Genomic DNA, 13198 nt, shown 5'->3' with positions numbered 1-13198 from the left:
TTGCTCTCTGCCGCAGCGATGAGTCCTGTTCATGGCTCTGCGGGCCGGACACGACGCAGGGCCACCCCGGAAGCCCGGGGTGGCCCTGCGGCCGTTGCGGCGCGCGGAGGCGGCTGTCAGGAGGCCAGGACGCCAGGACGCCAGGACGCCAGGACGCCGGGCCGTCCGGTCGTCAGAAGGACTCGGCCGCGTTCTCCGCGAGGATCGCCCGCAGCCGCGTGGTGCGGGGTGCGGCCGGGCGGGTGGCGACGGCCTGCGGGAGCGCCTGGCCGGCGGCGTGGACCACCGAGAGGTGGCGCTCGCCGCGGCCGAACGCCGTGTACACCCACTGCCGGGTGAGCGCCGAGGCCGCGTCGTCCGGCAGCACCACCACCGCGCCCGGCCAGCGGCGGCCGACAGCCTGGTGGACGGTCAGCGCCCAGCCGTGCCGCAGCTTTCCGGCCTCGGCGGGCGGGACGGTGCGGCGGGTGCCGTCCGGGTACTCCAGGTGCAGACCGGTGGCGTCGCCGTCGAGCACCCGGGCCGTCCGGGTGTGGCCGGGCGCGGGCGAGTCGACGACCCGGTCGCCCGGGTCGAAGCCGGCGAACCGGCCCGGGCCGGGGTTGAGCCGGGCCTTGGCGGCGGCGTTCAGCGCCCGGGTGCCGGCCCCGCCGCCGTGCCCCGGGGTGAGCAGGACGACCTGCTCGGAGGGGATGCCGAGGGCGCGCGGGATGGAGTCGGTGAGCAGCTGGACGGCGCGGTGGACGGCCTCCCCGGCGTCCTTGGCGGTCAGGATGACCACCTCCTTGTCGGGCGCCTCGACCGGCTGCAGCTCGCCGATGCCGACGCCGGAGACCAGCTCGCCGATCGGGCCGAAGTCGGGGGTGCGGGAGGCGACGGCCGGGCAGGCCTTGGCGGCCAGCAGGTCGGCGAAGAACCGGCCGGGGCCGGCCGACCAGAGCTGGCCCGGGTCGCCGCTGAGCACCAGGCGGGTGCCGTCCGCCAGCGACTCCAGCAGGGTGGCGGCCAGCTCGACGTCCAGCAGCGGGGCGTCCGGCACGATCAGCAGGTCGAGCGCGAGGGTGCCGTCGGCGGCCCGGCCGGGCCCGGCCGGGCCGGCGAGCAGTTCGGCCAGCGTGGCCACCGGCGCCGGTGCCGGGGCGTCGGCGAGCGGGGCGAGCGCGGTGAAGGCGTCCCGGCCGTGGTCGGTCCAGGTGGCGGCCCAGGCGCGCAGGCCGAGGCCGGTCGCGGCGGCCAGCAGGGCGGCCGGTTCGGCGCGGGCGGCCTCGCCGCCGGTGTGCAGGACGAGGGCGTGCTCGGCGGCGGCCCGGATCAGGGCGGCGGCGGAGGAGGACGGGGCGGCGGCCGCGGCGGCCTCCCAGGCGGCCGGCCCGGGGGCGACGGGCGCCTCCTCGGCCGCCTCGGCGCCCTCCTCGGCAGACGCGTCGCCGTCGGCGTCGCGCTCCGGGTCCTCCGCCGGGTCCTCCGCCGGGCCCTGCGCCGGGACCTCCGCCGGGTCCTCGCCGGGGACGAAGGTGGACATCAGCCGGACCAGGCCGTCGGCCAGGCTCTCCTCGGCCAGCGCGAGCCGCTCCAGGGCGAGCAGGGTGCGGGTCGGCGGCTCGTCCTCCTCGTCGCCGCCCGCCGCGTGCGCCTCGGCGCCGGTGAGTTCCTCCTGGAACGGCATCGCCCGGCCGTCGAGCACGGCGGCCTGGACGGCGGCGCCGGGGTCCGGCACGCCGAGCCGCTCCAGTCCGGCGGTCACTTCGCCGATCTCCAGGGCCGAGTGACCGCGCAGCGCCGCCTGCTCCAGCAGCCAGCCGACCAGCGCCTGGGCGCGCCGCTGGTCGCCGGGGCCGGCGGCCGGGCCGAGCAGGCCGCGGGCGAAGCCGTCCGCGTGCTCGGGACGGACGCCGGGCAGGGTGAGCACCGCCCAGGGGTCCTCGCGCAACTGCTCGGCCGCGCCGTCGCCGAACACCGCCACGGCGGCGCCGGCCAGCTCGGCGGGAGCGCCGCCCGCCGTCAGCACCTCGGCGGTGGCCCGGAGCGCCTGCGCCCGCTGCTCGTCGGTCACCGCCCGGTCGGTCCCGGCGGCGGACGCCCCGCCCTCGGCCGGGGCCCCGGCCGCCGGGCCGTCGGAGCCGCCGTCGGACCGCCCGACCGAGCGCACCCGCTCCGCCAGCGCCGCGACCGCCGCCGCCCGGTCCGCCGGGTCGGCGTCCGCCCGCTCGCCCGCGTCCGCCGCGCCCTGTCCGCCCCCGCTCTGCTCCTCCACGGGCTGCTCGCCCGCGCCCCGCTCCGGCGACGTCTGCTCGGGAACGGCACCCGCGCCGCCGGCCGTACCGCCGCCGCCCGAGCCCGCCGGGGTCCCCTCCGGAGCGCCGTTCTCCGCGTCAGTCATCGTCCGCTCCACAAAAGCTCAACTCCACATGCTGGGCGCCGCCCGCCCCGTGGTGCGGGCGGTCGGCCGGGTCGGGCCGGTCCGGGGCCGCGCGGGGCGGCCGGTCCGGCGGTCGGTCGGTTCGGGCAGGCTCGGGTCGCGGGGTCGAGCGGCCGCTACAGCTCGCTCCACCCCTGGTCGGGGTAGCGGTGGACCGGCGCCGAGATGTCGTCGAGCGCACCGCGGATCTCCTCCGGAAGCGTAAGCGCCTCCACCGACAGCGCCGCCTGCAGCTGCCCGACGGTCCGCGCCCCGACCAGCGCGCTCGCCACGCCGGGGCGGTCCCGCACCCACGCGAGCGCGACGGCCAGCGGGCTGCTGGCGAGCCCGTCGGCGGCGGTGGCGACGGCGTCCACGATCCGCCGGGCCCGCTCGCCGAGGTAGGGCTGGACGAACCCGGACAGGTACGGCGAGGCGCCGCGCGAGTCCTGCGGCAGACCGTGCCGGTACTTGCCGGTCAGCACCCCGCGTCCGAGCGGGGAGCCGGCCAGCACGCCCACCCCGGTCTCCCGGGCGGCCGGCAGGGCCTCGCGCTCGATGCCGCGCTGGAGCAGCGAGTACTCCAGCTGCGCCCCGGCCAGCGGCACCCGGCCGTGGTGGGCGTGCTGCCAGGTGGCGGCCCTGGCGAGCTGCCAGCCGCTGAAGTCGCAGACCCCGACGTAGCGGGCGCGGCCGGAGGAGACGGCGATGTCCAGGGCGCTCAGGGTCTCCTCGACCGGGGTGGCCGGGTCGAAGGCGTGCACCTGCCAGAGGTCGACGTAGTCGGTGCCGATCCGGCGCAGCGAGGCGTCGAGCGCGCCGAGCAGATGGCGGCGCGAGCCGTCGAAGCGGCGGCCGGAGGCCGGCACGCTGCCCGCCTTGGTGGCGATGACCAGGTCGGAGCGGGGGATCAGGCTGTCGGTGAGCCGGGAGAGCAGGTACTCGGCGTCGCCGTCGGCGTAGACGTCGGCGGTGTCGACGAGGTTGCCGCCGGCGTCGACGAACTCCTTGAGCTGTTCGGCGGCCTCCTGCTCGTCGGTGTCGCGACCCCAGGTCATGGTGCCGAGGCCGAGCCGGGAGACCTGCAGGCCGGTGCGGCCGAGGTGACGCTTTTCCATCGGACGGGCCCTCTCGCTGGCCGTGGGTGTGCTGACGGAACGCTGCGGGCGGCACCCGCGCCGGGGACAAACCCGCAGGTGGGACGCTGCGCCCCACGTCGGCTGAGCGTAGCGGCCGGTGCCCGGGCAGGTGTGCAGACCCGCAGGACGATCACGGTCGGCCGCACCGGGCCGGGGTGCCGGGAGCGGCGGCCGAAATGTGACCCGGAACACCGCTACCGGCCAGTAGCATGTCGCCGGACGCGTCGTCGCGCTCCCGAGCAACCCGACTGGAAGGCAGTGCCCCCATGCGACTCGGCATCAACCTCGGCTACTGGGGACTCGGCATGGACGCCGACAACATCGCGGTCGCGCAGGAGGCCGACCGGCTCGGCTACTCGGTCTGCTGGGCCGCCGAGGCGTACGGCTCGGACGCGGCCACCGTGCTCTCCTACGTCGCCGCCCGGACCGAGCGGATCGACGTCGGCTCGGCCATCTTCCAGATCCCGGCCCGCACCCCGGCGATGACCGCGATGACCGCCGCCACCCTGGACACCCTCTCCGGCGGCCGCTTCCGGCTCGGCCTCGGCGTCTCCGGCCCGCAGGTCTCCGAGGGCTGGTACGGCGTGAAGTTCGACAAGCCGCTGGCCCGCACCCGCGAGTACGTGGAGATCATCCGCAAGGCGATGTCCCGCGAGCGGCTGGTCCACGAGGGCGCCCACTGGACGCTGCCGCTGCCCGGCGGCCCGGGCAAGCCGATCAAGCTCACCGTGCACCCGGTGCGCGAGCACATCCCGCTGTACATCGCCGCCATCGGGCCGAAGAACCTGGAGCAGACCGGCGAGATCGCCGACGGCTGGCTCGGCATCTTCTTCGACCCCGCGCACGCCGCGCTCTCGCTCGACCCGCTGCGGGCCGGCCGCGCCAGGGCCGGCGCCGAGCCCGGCCGGGAGTTCGACGGCTTCGACGTCTGCCCGACGGTCGCGATCGCGGTCGGCGAGGACATCGAGGCCGGGGTCGACTCGCAGCGGGCCTACACCGCGCTCTACATCGGCGGCATGGGCAGCAAGGAGAAGAACTTCTACAACCAGCTCGCCCGCCGGATGGGCTACGAGCAGGCCGCCGACGAGGTCCAGGAGCGCTACCTGGCCAGGGACCACGCGGGCGCGGCCGCCGCCGTGCCGCACGACCTCATCGACGCCACCTCGCTGATCGGCGACACCGCCCGGATCGCCGACCGGATGCAGGCCTACGCGGACGCCGGGGTCACCACGCTCACCCTGGCCCCGGCCGGCTTCACGCTCGACGAGCGGATCACGGCGCTGCGCACCGGCGTCGAGGCCCTGGAGCGCGCCGGCCTCGCGTGACGGCTCCCCGGTGACGGCCCCCGCGCGACGGCCGCCGCCTCTTCCCGCGCCCACGGGGAGGGGCGGCCCCGCCCGGTCAGAGCCAGTCGTGCCGCTTGAACACCCGGTGCAGCAGTACGCAGACCGTGACCATCAGCGCGACCGCCGCCGGGTAGCCCCACGGCTGGCGCAGCTCGGGCATGTGCTCGAAGTTCATCCCGTAGACGCCGGCGATCATCGTCGGCACGGCGGCCAGCGCCGCCCAGGCGGAGATCTTCCGCATGTCGTTGTTCTGCTGCACGCTGACCTGCGCCAGATTGGCCGCCAGGATGTCCGACAGCAGCCGGTCCATGCCCTCCACCTGGTCGTTGGTGCGGGCCAGGTGGTCGGCGACGTCCCGCAGGTAGGGCAGCGCCTCGGGCCGCACGTACGGCACGCCGCCGCGTTCCAGCCGCAGCATCGGGTCGACCAGCGGGCCGGTGGCCCGGCGGACGGTCACCAGCTGCCGCTTGTAGCCGTAGATCCGGCCCGCGATGTCGCGCCCCACCCGCCCGGGCGCGAAGACGTCCGCCTCCAGCTCGTCGAGGTCCGCCTGGATGCCGACGGCCACGTCCACGTAGCCGTCCACCACCGTGTCGCAGACCGAGTGCAGCACGGCGCTCGGGCCGAACCTGAGCACCTCCGGCTGCCGCTCCAGCTGGGAGCGCAGGTCACCGAGCGGGGTGTCGGCGCCGTGCCGGACGGTCATCACGAAGTCCTCGCCGACGAAGAGCATCACCTCGCCGCTGGTCACCGCGTGGCCGCCGGGGTGGTAGCCCAGGGTCTTGAGCGCCACGAACAGCGAGCCCTGGTACGGCTCCACCTTGGGGCGCTGGTGGGCGCCGACCGCGTCCTCGACGGCCAGCGGGTGCAGGCCGAACTCGGCGCCGACCCGGTCGAGTTCCTCGGTGGTGGGCTCGAACAGGCCTATCCAGACGAAGCCGCCCGGACCCGCCGCGCGCGCGGCGGCGAGGCTGCCGGCCGGGTCCGCGGGCGTCGCGACCGGTCGGCCGTCGCGGTAGATGGCGCAATGGACGATCATGCGGGCCATTGTGGCCTCTCGGCCTCTTCCGGGACATCCGCCGCGACGGCGGTTCGCCCCGGGACCGGCCCGTCCGCCCGCTCCCGGGCAGGACCCGGGGGCGGGCCCGTCCCGGCGCGGGAGGCCGTAGGGTAGGCCCCATGCCCACCCTGCTGCTCGTCCGCCACGGCCGCTCCACCGCGAACACCGCCGGAATCCTGGCCGGTTGGACGCCCGGGGTGGAGCTCGACGACACCGGGCGCGCGCAGGCCGCCGCCCTCGCCGACCGGCTCGCCGCGGTCCCGCTGGTCCAGGCGGTCAGCAGCCCGCTGGAGCGCTGCCGGCAGACCCTGGAGCCGCTGCTCGCCGCCCGCCCCGGCCTGGCCGGCCCCGCGCTGGACGAGCGGCTCGGCGAGTGCCACTACGGCGAGTGGACCGGCCGGCCGCTGGCCGAGCTGGCCAAGGAGCCGCTGTGGCGCACCGTCCAGGACCACGCGGCCGCCGCCGCCTTCCCCGGCGGCGAGTCGCTGCGCGAGCTGAGCCACCGCACGGTGAACGCGGTCCGCGAGTGGAACGAGAAGATCGCCGCCGAGCACGGCGAGGACGCGGTCTGGATCGCCTGCTCGCACGGCGACGTGATCAAGGCGGTGGTGGCCGACGCGCTCGGCCTGCACCTCGACCACTTCCAGCGGATCAACGTCGACCCCTGCTCGGTCACCGCGATCCGCTACACCGCGCGGCGCCCCTTCGTGCTGCGGATGGGCGACACCGGCGACCTCGCCGCCCTCGCCCCGCGGCCCGCAGGCCCGGCCGGGCGCGGCGGCCCGAGCGGGGACGCGGTGGTCGGCGGTTCCACCGGCGCGGCCTGAGCCGCCCGCCCGACCCGCCCGCCGGGCGGCCCGCCCGAACCCCGCCGGCCCGCGTCCCGGCCCCCGCCCCGGGCCTCGGCTCCCCGGCGCGGCCCCGGAGGTCGTAGGGTGACCAGTGGGTCCCCGCGCCGCAGGCCCGGGCACCCCGGACCACCCAGCCCCGACCCCCGACCGACCCCAGCGGCGTCCGCGGACGTCCACGACGATCGATACGACCCGGAGCGAGAGCGTGACCCGTCAGGTCTTCTTCTACGACCAGCCCGAACGGTTCGTGGCCGGCACCGTCGGCCAGCCCGGCGCCCGGGCGTTCTACCTGCAGGCCAGCGCCCGTGGGCGGATCACCAGCGTGCTGCTGGAGAAGACCCAGGTCGCCGCGCTCGCCGAGCGGATCGACGAGGTCCTCGACGAGGCGCTGCGCCGCAGCGGCGGTGACGCCACCATCCCGGCCACCGCCCCGCAGGACCTGCTCGACACCGCGCCGCTGGACCTGCCGCTGGAGCAGGAGTTCCGGGTCGGCACGATGGCGCTCGCCTGGGACAGCGTGGACGGCTGCCTGGTCGTCGAGGCCCAGGCGCTGGTCGAGGACGAGGAGGGCGAGGACGAGGGCGCCGCCGTCTTCGAGGACGACGAGAACGGCCCCGACATGCTCCGGGTGCGGCTGTCCGGCGCGATGGCCCGGGTGTTCGCCAAGCGCGCCCTGGACCTCGTCGCGGCCGGCCGCAAGCCCTGCCCGTTCTGCAACCTGCCGCTCGACCCGGAGGGCCACCTGTGCCCGCGCGCGAACGGGTACCGGCGCTGAACGCCCCGACCGCGCGGCCCGCCGACCCGCCGGAGCCGCCGCGGTCCGACCCCGCCGAGGCCGCCGCCCTCGCCGCCGACCCGCCGAGCGCGCTGCGGCTGCTGCGCGAGGGCGAGCTGACCGTGCACGGCCGGCTCACCGACGCCTCCAACGCCGCCCTCTACTGCACCGTCACCGCGCCCGACGGCGGCGCGGCGCAGGCCGTCTACAAGCCGGTGGCCGGCGAGCGCCCGCTGTGGGACTTCCCGGACGGCACCCTGGCCGGCCGCGAGGTCGCCGCGTACGAGCTGTCCGCCGCCACCGGCTGGGGTCTGGTCCCGCCCACCGTGCTGCGCGAGGGCCCGCACGGCCCCGGCATGGTGCAGCTGTGGGTGGAGCCCGACCCGGACGCCGCCCCGCTGCTCGCGCTCCAGGACCCGCGCGGCCCCGAGGACGGCTGGCTGCCGATCGTCCGGGCCGAGGTCGGCGACGGGCGCACCGCGCTGCTGGTCCACCCCGACGACGGGCGGCTGCGCCGGCTCGCGGTGCTGGACGCCGTCCTCAACAACGCCGACCGCAAGGGCGGCCACCTGATCCCGGCCGCCGACGGCCGCCTCTACGGCATCGACCACGGCGTCACCTTCAACACCGAGGGCAAGCTGCGCACCCTGCTCTGGGGCTGGGCCGGGCAGCCGCTGCCCGCCGAGGCGCCCGCGGTGCTGGCCGGGCTGGCCGACGGGCTGGACGGCGCGCTGGGGGAGCGGCTGGCCCCGCACCTGACCGCCGCCGAGCTGGACGCCACCCGGGCCCGGGTGGCCGCCCTGCTCGCCACCGGCACCCACCCCCTGCCCTCCGAGGACTGGCCCTCCATCCCCTGGCCGCCGGTGTGACTCGCCCGCTCGCCCGATCCCGCTCGGGGCGGGCTCTCCGGCCCGAGCCGAAGGCCCGGCAGCGGTCCACCCCTCGATCCCAAGGTCCACGGGGCGGCTCAGCCGGTATTGGTCTGGACCGGTGAGCCGCCCTGGCCGCACACTGCGACGATGGACGAGCGACGGACCACCCCCCACCTGGACCTGCCGCTGCACCGCCTCCAGGTCCCGCTGCCGCATCTGCTCCCGTTCGCGATCGGCAGTTTCGACGCGATCGGCCCGTTGTCCCGGGCCGGCTTCCCCCACCGGCACTCCTTCTACGAGATCGTCTTCCTCACCGGAGGGCGCGGCGCCCACGTCCTGGACCTGGTCCAGCGGCCGCTGCAGCCCCCGCAGTTGTGCGTGATCGCACCCGGCCAGGTGCACTACTGGGCGGACGCGGACGACCTCACCGGACAGGTCGTGCTGTTCAACGAGGACTTCCTGCTGTCCCACCCCCAGGACCTCGTCGCGCTGCGCACCCTCGCCTCCCGCCCGGCGGTGCGGCTGGGGGAGCAGGCCGGGCCGATCGCCGGACTGCTGGCGGACATGGAGGCCGAGTACCGGGCCCGGGCGACCGGCTACCCGGGTGTGCTGCGGGCCAGCCTGCACATCCTCGTCGTGCGCGCCCTGCGGGCCTGTTCGCCCGGCGGCGCGGGCGCGCTCCCCGGCCGCACCGGGGACCTCGCGGCCGCCTTCACCCGGCTGATCGCCACCCCGGGCGGGGTGCAGCGCTCGGTCGCCTCCTGCGCGCACGAGCTGGGCGTCTCCCCGGGGCACCTGCAGGCGACGGTCAAACAGGCGACCGGCCGCACCCCGGGCCGGCTGATCCGCCAGCAGCAGACCCTGGAGGCCAAACGCCTGCTGGCCTGCACCGAACTGACCGTGCGGCAGGTCTCCCGGGAGGCCGGTTTCGGCGATCCGGCGTACTTCTGCCGGTTCTTCCGGCGGGAGACCGGGATGACGCCGGGGGAGTTCCGGGCGAGGGTCGGAGGAAATCACCACGATCCCCGGATCACGTCCATCGCGGCGGCTCCGGACGGCCCGTAGGTTGACTGCTGGCCACCGGCGGACCGCCCGGCGCGAGCGGGCGGCCCGCCGGCCCGGTCCTTGTCATGCCCCCACCATGGCAAGGGCCGCCCCCGGACAGCACCACCGGATCCCCCACACTGACAGCAAAGGAGTCGGCGCATGCCCGCGTCCGAAGAGCCCCTCACCGGGACGGACGGTCCGATCGACCGCCGGATCAGCCGCAAGACCGTCCTCAGGGCCGCCGCCGTGCTCGGCACCGCGCCGCTGCTGGTCGGCGGAGGCGTCGCCCTGGCCCGTGACCGGGTGGGGACCGGCGAGATGCCGGACTTCACCCCCGAGTGCCACGACGGCGACGCCCCGACCATCGAGCAGACCGAGGGGCCCTACTTCAAGCCCAACTCCCCGCTGCGCACCTCGCTCATCACCGACAGCACCCCGGGTACCCGGCTCACGGTCAGCGGCTACGTCTTCGGCCGCGCCTGCCTTCCGGTGGCCAACGTCCTGATGGACTTCTGGCAGGCCGACGTGAACGGCAACTACGACAACGTCGGCTTCACCTTCCGCGGGCACCAGTTCACCAACGCCCAGGGCGCGTTCAGCCTCACCACGATCGTGCCCGGCCTCTACCCGGGCCGCACCCGGCACATCCACGTCAAGCTCCAGGCGCCCAACCGGCCGGTGGTCACCACCCAGCTGTACTTCCCGAACGAGCCGCGCAACAGCACCGACACCATCTACGACGCGCGGCTGCTGATGAACGTCCGCCAGGTCGGCTCGGCCAAGGAGGGCACGTTCGACTTCGTGCTCAACGTGGCGCAGACCCCGACCCCGACGGCCACGCCCACCACGCCGACGCCCACCTCGCCGACGCCGACCCAGACCGGCGGCGGCACCTGGGCCGCCGGCACCTTCTACAACGCGGGCGACCGCGTCACCTATGGCGGCGCCTCCTACCAGTGCCTCCAGGGGCACACGGCCATCACCGGGTGGGAGCCGCCGAACGTGCCGGCCCTCTGGCGGCGGTTGTAGCGGCTCCGGCCGCGCGCCAAGAGGGTCGCGGGCGCCCGGTCGGCGGCAGGGCCGGCCGGGCGGCCCGTCCGCCCGGTCCGCCCCGCGAGGCCGTGCGCGGGGCGGATCCGGGACGGTTGCCCGGCGCTGTCAAGCGCCGGGCACTATCGGTCCGGAACCGACCGGGCCACGAAAAGAAGCGAATCCAGTCGATCTTGCCGACTGGTTAGGCTTTCAAATGTTCTCACGGTTAAAGTCAATGCCATGCATGCCTGGCCCGCCTCCGAGGTTCCCGCCCTGCCTGGTCAGGGGCTCCCCCTCCGAATCCACGACACCGCGACGGGAGGCATCCGGGAGGTCGTGCCGCAGGACGGCACCGCCCGGATCTACGTCTGCGGCATCACGCCCTACGACGCGACCCACATGGGCCACGCCGCCACCTACAACGCCTTCGACCTGGTGCAGCGGGTGTGGAAGGACGCCGGCCACGACGTCCTCTACGTGCAGAACGTCACCGACGTCGACGACCCGCTGCTGCAGCGCGCGGTCGAGACCGGCCAGGACTGGGTGGCCCTCGCCGAGCGCGAGACCGCGCTCTTCCGCGAGGACATGACCGCGCTGCGGCTGCTCCCGCCGGCCCACTACATCGGCGCCGTCGAGTCCATCCCGTGGATCGTCCCGCTGGTCCAGAAGCTGCTCGCGAGCGGGGCCGCCTACGAGCTGGACGGCGACATCTACTTCTCGGTCGAGGCCGACCCGCGCTTCGGCGAGGTCTCCGGCCTCACCCGCGAGGCCATGCACCCGCTCTTCGCCGAGCGCGGCGGCGACCCGGAGCGTCCCGGCAAGCGCCACCCGCTGGACGCCCTGCTCTGGCTCGCGGCCCGCCCCGGCGAGCCCGCCTGGGACACCGAGCTCGGCCACGGCCGCCCCGGCTGGCACATCGAGTGCGTCGCCATCGCGCTGCAGTTCCTCGGGATGTCCTTCGACATCCAGGGCGGCGGCAGCGACCTCTCCTTCCCGCACCACGAGATGGGCGCCTCGCACGCCCAGGTCGCCACCGGCGCGCACCCGTACGCCCGGGCGTACGTGCACGCCGGCATGGTCGGCCTGGACGGCCACAAGATGTCCAAGTCCCGCGGCAACCTGGTCTTCGTCTCGGCGCTGCGCCGCGAGGGCGTCGACCCGGCCGCGATCCGCCTCGCCCTGCTCTCGCACCACTACCGCGAGGACTGGGAGTGGACCAAGGCGACCCTGGACGAGGCCGTCGAGCGGCTCGCCCGCTGGCGCGCCGCCGTCTCCCGGCCGGACGGCCCGGCCGCCGAGCAGCTGCTCGCCGAGGTCCGCGCGGCGCTCGCCGACGACCTCGACGCGCCCGCCGCGCTGGCCGCCGTGGACCGCTGGGCCGCCGCGCAGCAGGCGGAGGGCGGCACCGACACCGGCGCCCCCGGCCTGGTCACCCGCACCGTGGACGCGCTGCTCGGCGTGGCGCTCTAGCGGATCCGTACGCCGAAGGGGCGCCGGGACCACTGGTCCCGGCGCCCCTTCGGCGTCCGTGCGGGGAGGGGACTCACTCCTCCTCGGCACCGTCCTGGCTCTCCCGGGCGGACGGCGGCTCCGGATCGGCGGGCCGCTCCGCGGTGGCGTGCCCGGCGACCGGCTTCTCCCCGGTCGGCCCGACGTTCTCCCGGCGCCGCAGGTAGCGCTCGAACTCCCGGGCGATCGCGTCGCCCGAGGCCTCCGGCAGCTCCGCGGTGTCCTGCGCCTCCTCCAGCTGCTGGACGTACTCGGCGACCTCGCTGTCCTCGGCGGCCAGCTGGTCCACGCCCAGCTGCCAGGCCCGGGCGTCCTCGCCGAGGTCGCCCGGCGGGATGCGCAGGTCCAGCAGGTCCTCCAGCTTGTTGATCAGCGCCAGGGTGGCCTTCGGGTTGGGCGGCTGCGCGACGTAGTGCGGCACCGCCGCCCAGAGCGTCACCGCCGGCACCCCGGCGTGCGTGCAGGCCTCCTGCAGCACCCCGACGATCCCGGTCGGGCCCTCGTAGCGGCTCTCCTCCAGCTCCAGCCGACGGGCCAGCTCGGGGTCGGAGGTGACGCCGCTGACCGGCACCGGACGGCTGTGCGGGGTGTCGCCGAGCAGCGCGCCCAGGATCACCACCAGCTCGACGCCCAGCTCGTGCGCGAAGCCGAGCAGCTCGTTGCAGAACGAGCGCCACCGCATGCTCGGCTCGATGCCGCGCACCAGGACGACGTCGCGGGTCTTCGGCTCGGTCACCCGGATCACCGAGAGTCTGGTGGTCGGCCAGGTGATCCGGCGCACCCCGCCGTCCAGCCACACGGTGGGCCGGTTGACCTGGAAGTCGTAGTAGTCCTCCGCGTCGAGCGCGGCGAACACCTTGCCGCCCCAGGTCTCGTCCAGATGCGCCAGGGCCGCGGAGGCGGCGTCGCCCGCGTCGTTCCACCCCTCGAAGGCGCAGACCATCACCGGGTCGATCAACTCGGGAACATCTTCCAGCTCGATCACCCAGCGTCTCCCTCCGGTCGGCCGCCTCCGCCCCGCCCGGCCGGGACTGCCCGGGCGCCGGCGGGCCGGATGCCGACGGTCGAACCTCTCGTCACCCATGGAACGCCTCGCTCCATGGTTCCCTACCTGCCCAGCCTACGGGCTTTGAAGCCCCGTTCCGCCGGGCCACCGGGACAGTCTGGGG

General features: G+C 75.8%; 11 protein-coding genes. 7 read left to right on the top strand and 4 right to left on the bottom strand.

Features of this window, described 5'->3' with window-relative positions:
• Positions 1 to 172: 172 nt before the first annotated feature.
• Both ABT238_RS28130 and ABT238_RS28125 read right to left on the bottom strand, forming a co-directional pair.
• Positions 173 to 2380 (bottom strand): ATP-binding domain-containing protein, encoded by a 2208-nt coding sequence (locus ABT238_RS28130; protein ID WP_350797015.1) that lies wholly within the window; start codon positions 2378 to 2380, stop codon positions 173 to 175.
• A gap of 155 nt (positions 2381 to 2535) precedes the next feature.
• Positions 2536 to 3516 carry an aldo/keto reductase gene (locus tag ABT238_RS28125; RefSeq protein ID WP_350569229.1) on the bottom strand — a complete coding sequence of 327 codons (981 nt, stop codon included), beginning with the start codon at positions 3514 to 3516 and terminating at the stop codon, positions 2536 to 2538.
• Positions 3517 to 3803: 287 nt separating this feature from the next.
• Between ABT238_RS28125 and ABT238_RS28120 the strand changes: the two genes are divergently transcribed.
• Positions 3804 to 4862, top strand: a complete 1059-nt coding sequence (locus ABT238_RS28120; RefSeq protein ID WP_350569227.1) for an LLM class F420-dependent oxidoreductase — start codon at positions 3804 to 3806, stop codon at positions 4860 to 4862.
• A gap of 76 nt (positions 4863 to 4938) precedes the next feature.
• Here the strand turns inward: ABT238_RS28120 and ABT238_RS28115 are convergent, their stop codons facing one another.
• The gene (locus ABT238_RS28115) at positions 4939 to 5931 is read right to left on the bottom strand and encodes a magnesium and cobalt transport protein CorA (protein ID WP_350569225.1); all 993 of its coding nucleotides are present in this window, start codon (positions 5929 to 5931) and stop codon (positions 4939 to 4941) included.
• A 131-nt stretch (positions 5932 to 6062) separates the two neighbouring features.
• Here ABT238_RS28115 and ABT238_RS28110 point away from each other — a divergent pair, with 131 nt between their 5' ends.
• The 6 genes from ABT238_RS28110 (at position 6063) to mshC (ending at position 11990) form a co-directional block, all read left to right on the top strand.
• Complete coding sequence (locus ABT238_RS28110; protein WP_350569224.1) at positions 6063 to 6770, top strand: MSMEG_4193 family putative phosphomutase; 708 nt, start codon at positions 6063 to 6065, stop codon at positions 6768 to 6770.
• 229 nt (positions 6771 to 6999) lie between these two features.
• The gene (locus ABT238_RS28105) at positions 7000 to 7569 is read left to right on the top strand and encodes a DUF3090 domain-containing protein (RefSeq protein ID WP_350569223.1); all 570 of its coding nucleotides are present in this window, start codon (positions 7000 to 7002) and stop codon (positions 7567 to 7569) included.
• A 92-nt stretch (positions 7570 to 7661) separates the two neighbouring features.
• Positions 7662 to 8438 (top strand): SCO1664 family protein, encoded by a 777-nt coding sequence (locus ABT238_RS28100; protein WP_350569235.1) that lies wholly within the window; start codon positions 7662 to 7664, stop codon positions 8436 to 8438.
• 150 nt (positions 8439 to 8588) lie between these two features.
• Positions 8589 to 9506 carry a helix-turn-helix domain-containing protein gene (locus ABT238_RS28095; RefSeq protein ID WP_350569222.1) on the top strand — a complete coding sequence of 306 codons (918 nt, stop codon included), beginning with the start codon at positions 8589 to 8591 and terminating at the stop codon, positions 9504 to 9506.
• Between the two features lie 141 nt (positions 9507 to 9647).
• Positions 9648 to 10517 carry a dioxygenase family protein gene (locus ABT238_RS28090; protein WP_350569221.1) on the top strand — a complete coding sequence of 290 codons (870 nt, stop codon included), beginning with the start codon at positions 9648 to 9650 and terminating at the stop codon, positions 10515 to 10517.
• A 243-nt stretch (positions 10518 to 10760) separates the two neighbouring features.
• On the top strand, positions 10761 to 11990 hold the full coding sequence (gene mshC / locus ABT238_RS28085) for a cysteine--1-D-myo-inosityl 2-amino-2-deoxy-alpha-D-glucopyranoside ligase (RefSeq protein ID WP_350569219.1): 1230 nt from the start codon (positions 10761 to 10763) through the stop codon (positions 11988 to 11990).
• Between the two features lie 73 nt (positions 11991 to 12063).
• Here mshC and ABT238_RS28080 read toward each other — a convergent pair whose 3' ends face one another.
• Positions 12064 to 13014, bottom strand: coding sequence for a PAC2 family protein (locus tag ABT238_RS28080; RefSeq protein WP_350569218.1), 951 nt, complete (start codon positions 13012 to 13014; stop codon positions 12064 to 12066).
• Positions 13015 to 13198 lie beyond the last annotated feature (184 nt).

The sequence above is a fragment of the Kitasatospora sp. NPDC001527 genome, from assembly GCF_040298605.1.
In the GTDB taxonomy this organism is placed as follows: Bacteria; Actinomycetota; Actinomycetes; order Streptomycetales; family Streptomycetaceae; genus Kitasatospora.
Note: the sequence above shows the minus strand (reverse complement) of the source record. Positions and strands in the feature narration are given on the sequence as shown.

What these genes read in the sequence shown, in the direction of transcription:
- ABT238_RS28125 (WP_350569229.1), bottom strand. Translation starts at nt 3,516, where the DNA reads ATGGAAAAGCGTCACCTCGGCCGCACCGGCCTGCAGGTCTCCCGGCTC.
- ABT238_RS28115 (WP_350569225.1), bottom strand. Translation starts at nt 5,931, where the DNA reads ATGGCCCGCATGATCGTCCATTGCGCCATCTACCGCGACGGCCGACCG.
- ABT238_RS28110 (WP_350569224.1), top strand. Translation starts at nt 6,063, where the DNA reads ATGCCCACCCTGCTGCTCGTCCGCCACGGCCGCTCCACCGCGAACACC.
- mshC (WP_350569219.1), top strand. Translation starts at nt 10,761, where the DNA reads ATGCATGCCTGGCCCGCCTCCGAGGTTCCCGCCCTGCCTGGTCAGGGG.
- ABT238_RS28090 (WP_350569221.1), top strand. Translation starts at nt 9,648, where the DNA reads ATGCCCGCGTCCGAAGAGCCCCTCACCGGGACGGACGGTCCGATCGAC.
- ABT238_RS28120 (WP_350569227.1), top strand. Translation starts at nt 3,804, where the DNA reads ATGCGACTCGGCATCAACCTCGGCTACTGGGGACTCGGCATGGACGCC.
- ABT238_RS28130 (WP_350797015.1), bottom strand. Translation starts at nt 2,380, where the DNA reads ATGACTGACGCGGAGAACGGCGCTCCGGAGGGGACCCCGGCGGGCTCG.
- ABT238_RS28095 (WP_350569222.1), top strand. Translation starts at nt 8,589, where the DNA reads ATGGACGAGCGACGGACCACCCCCCACCTGGACCTGCCGCTGCACCGC.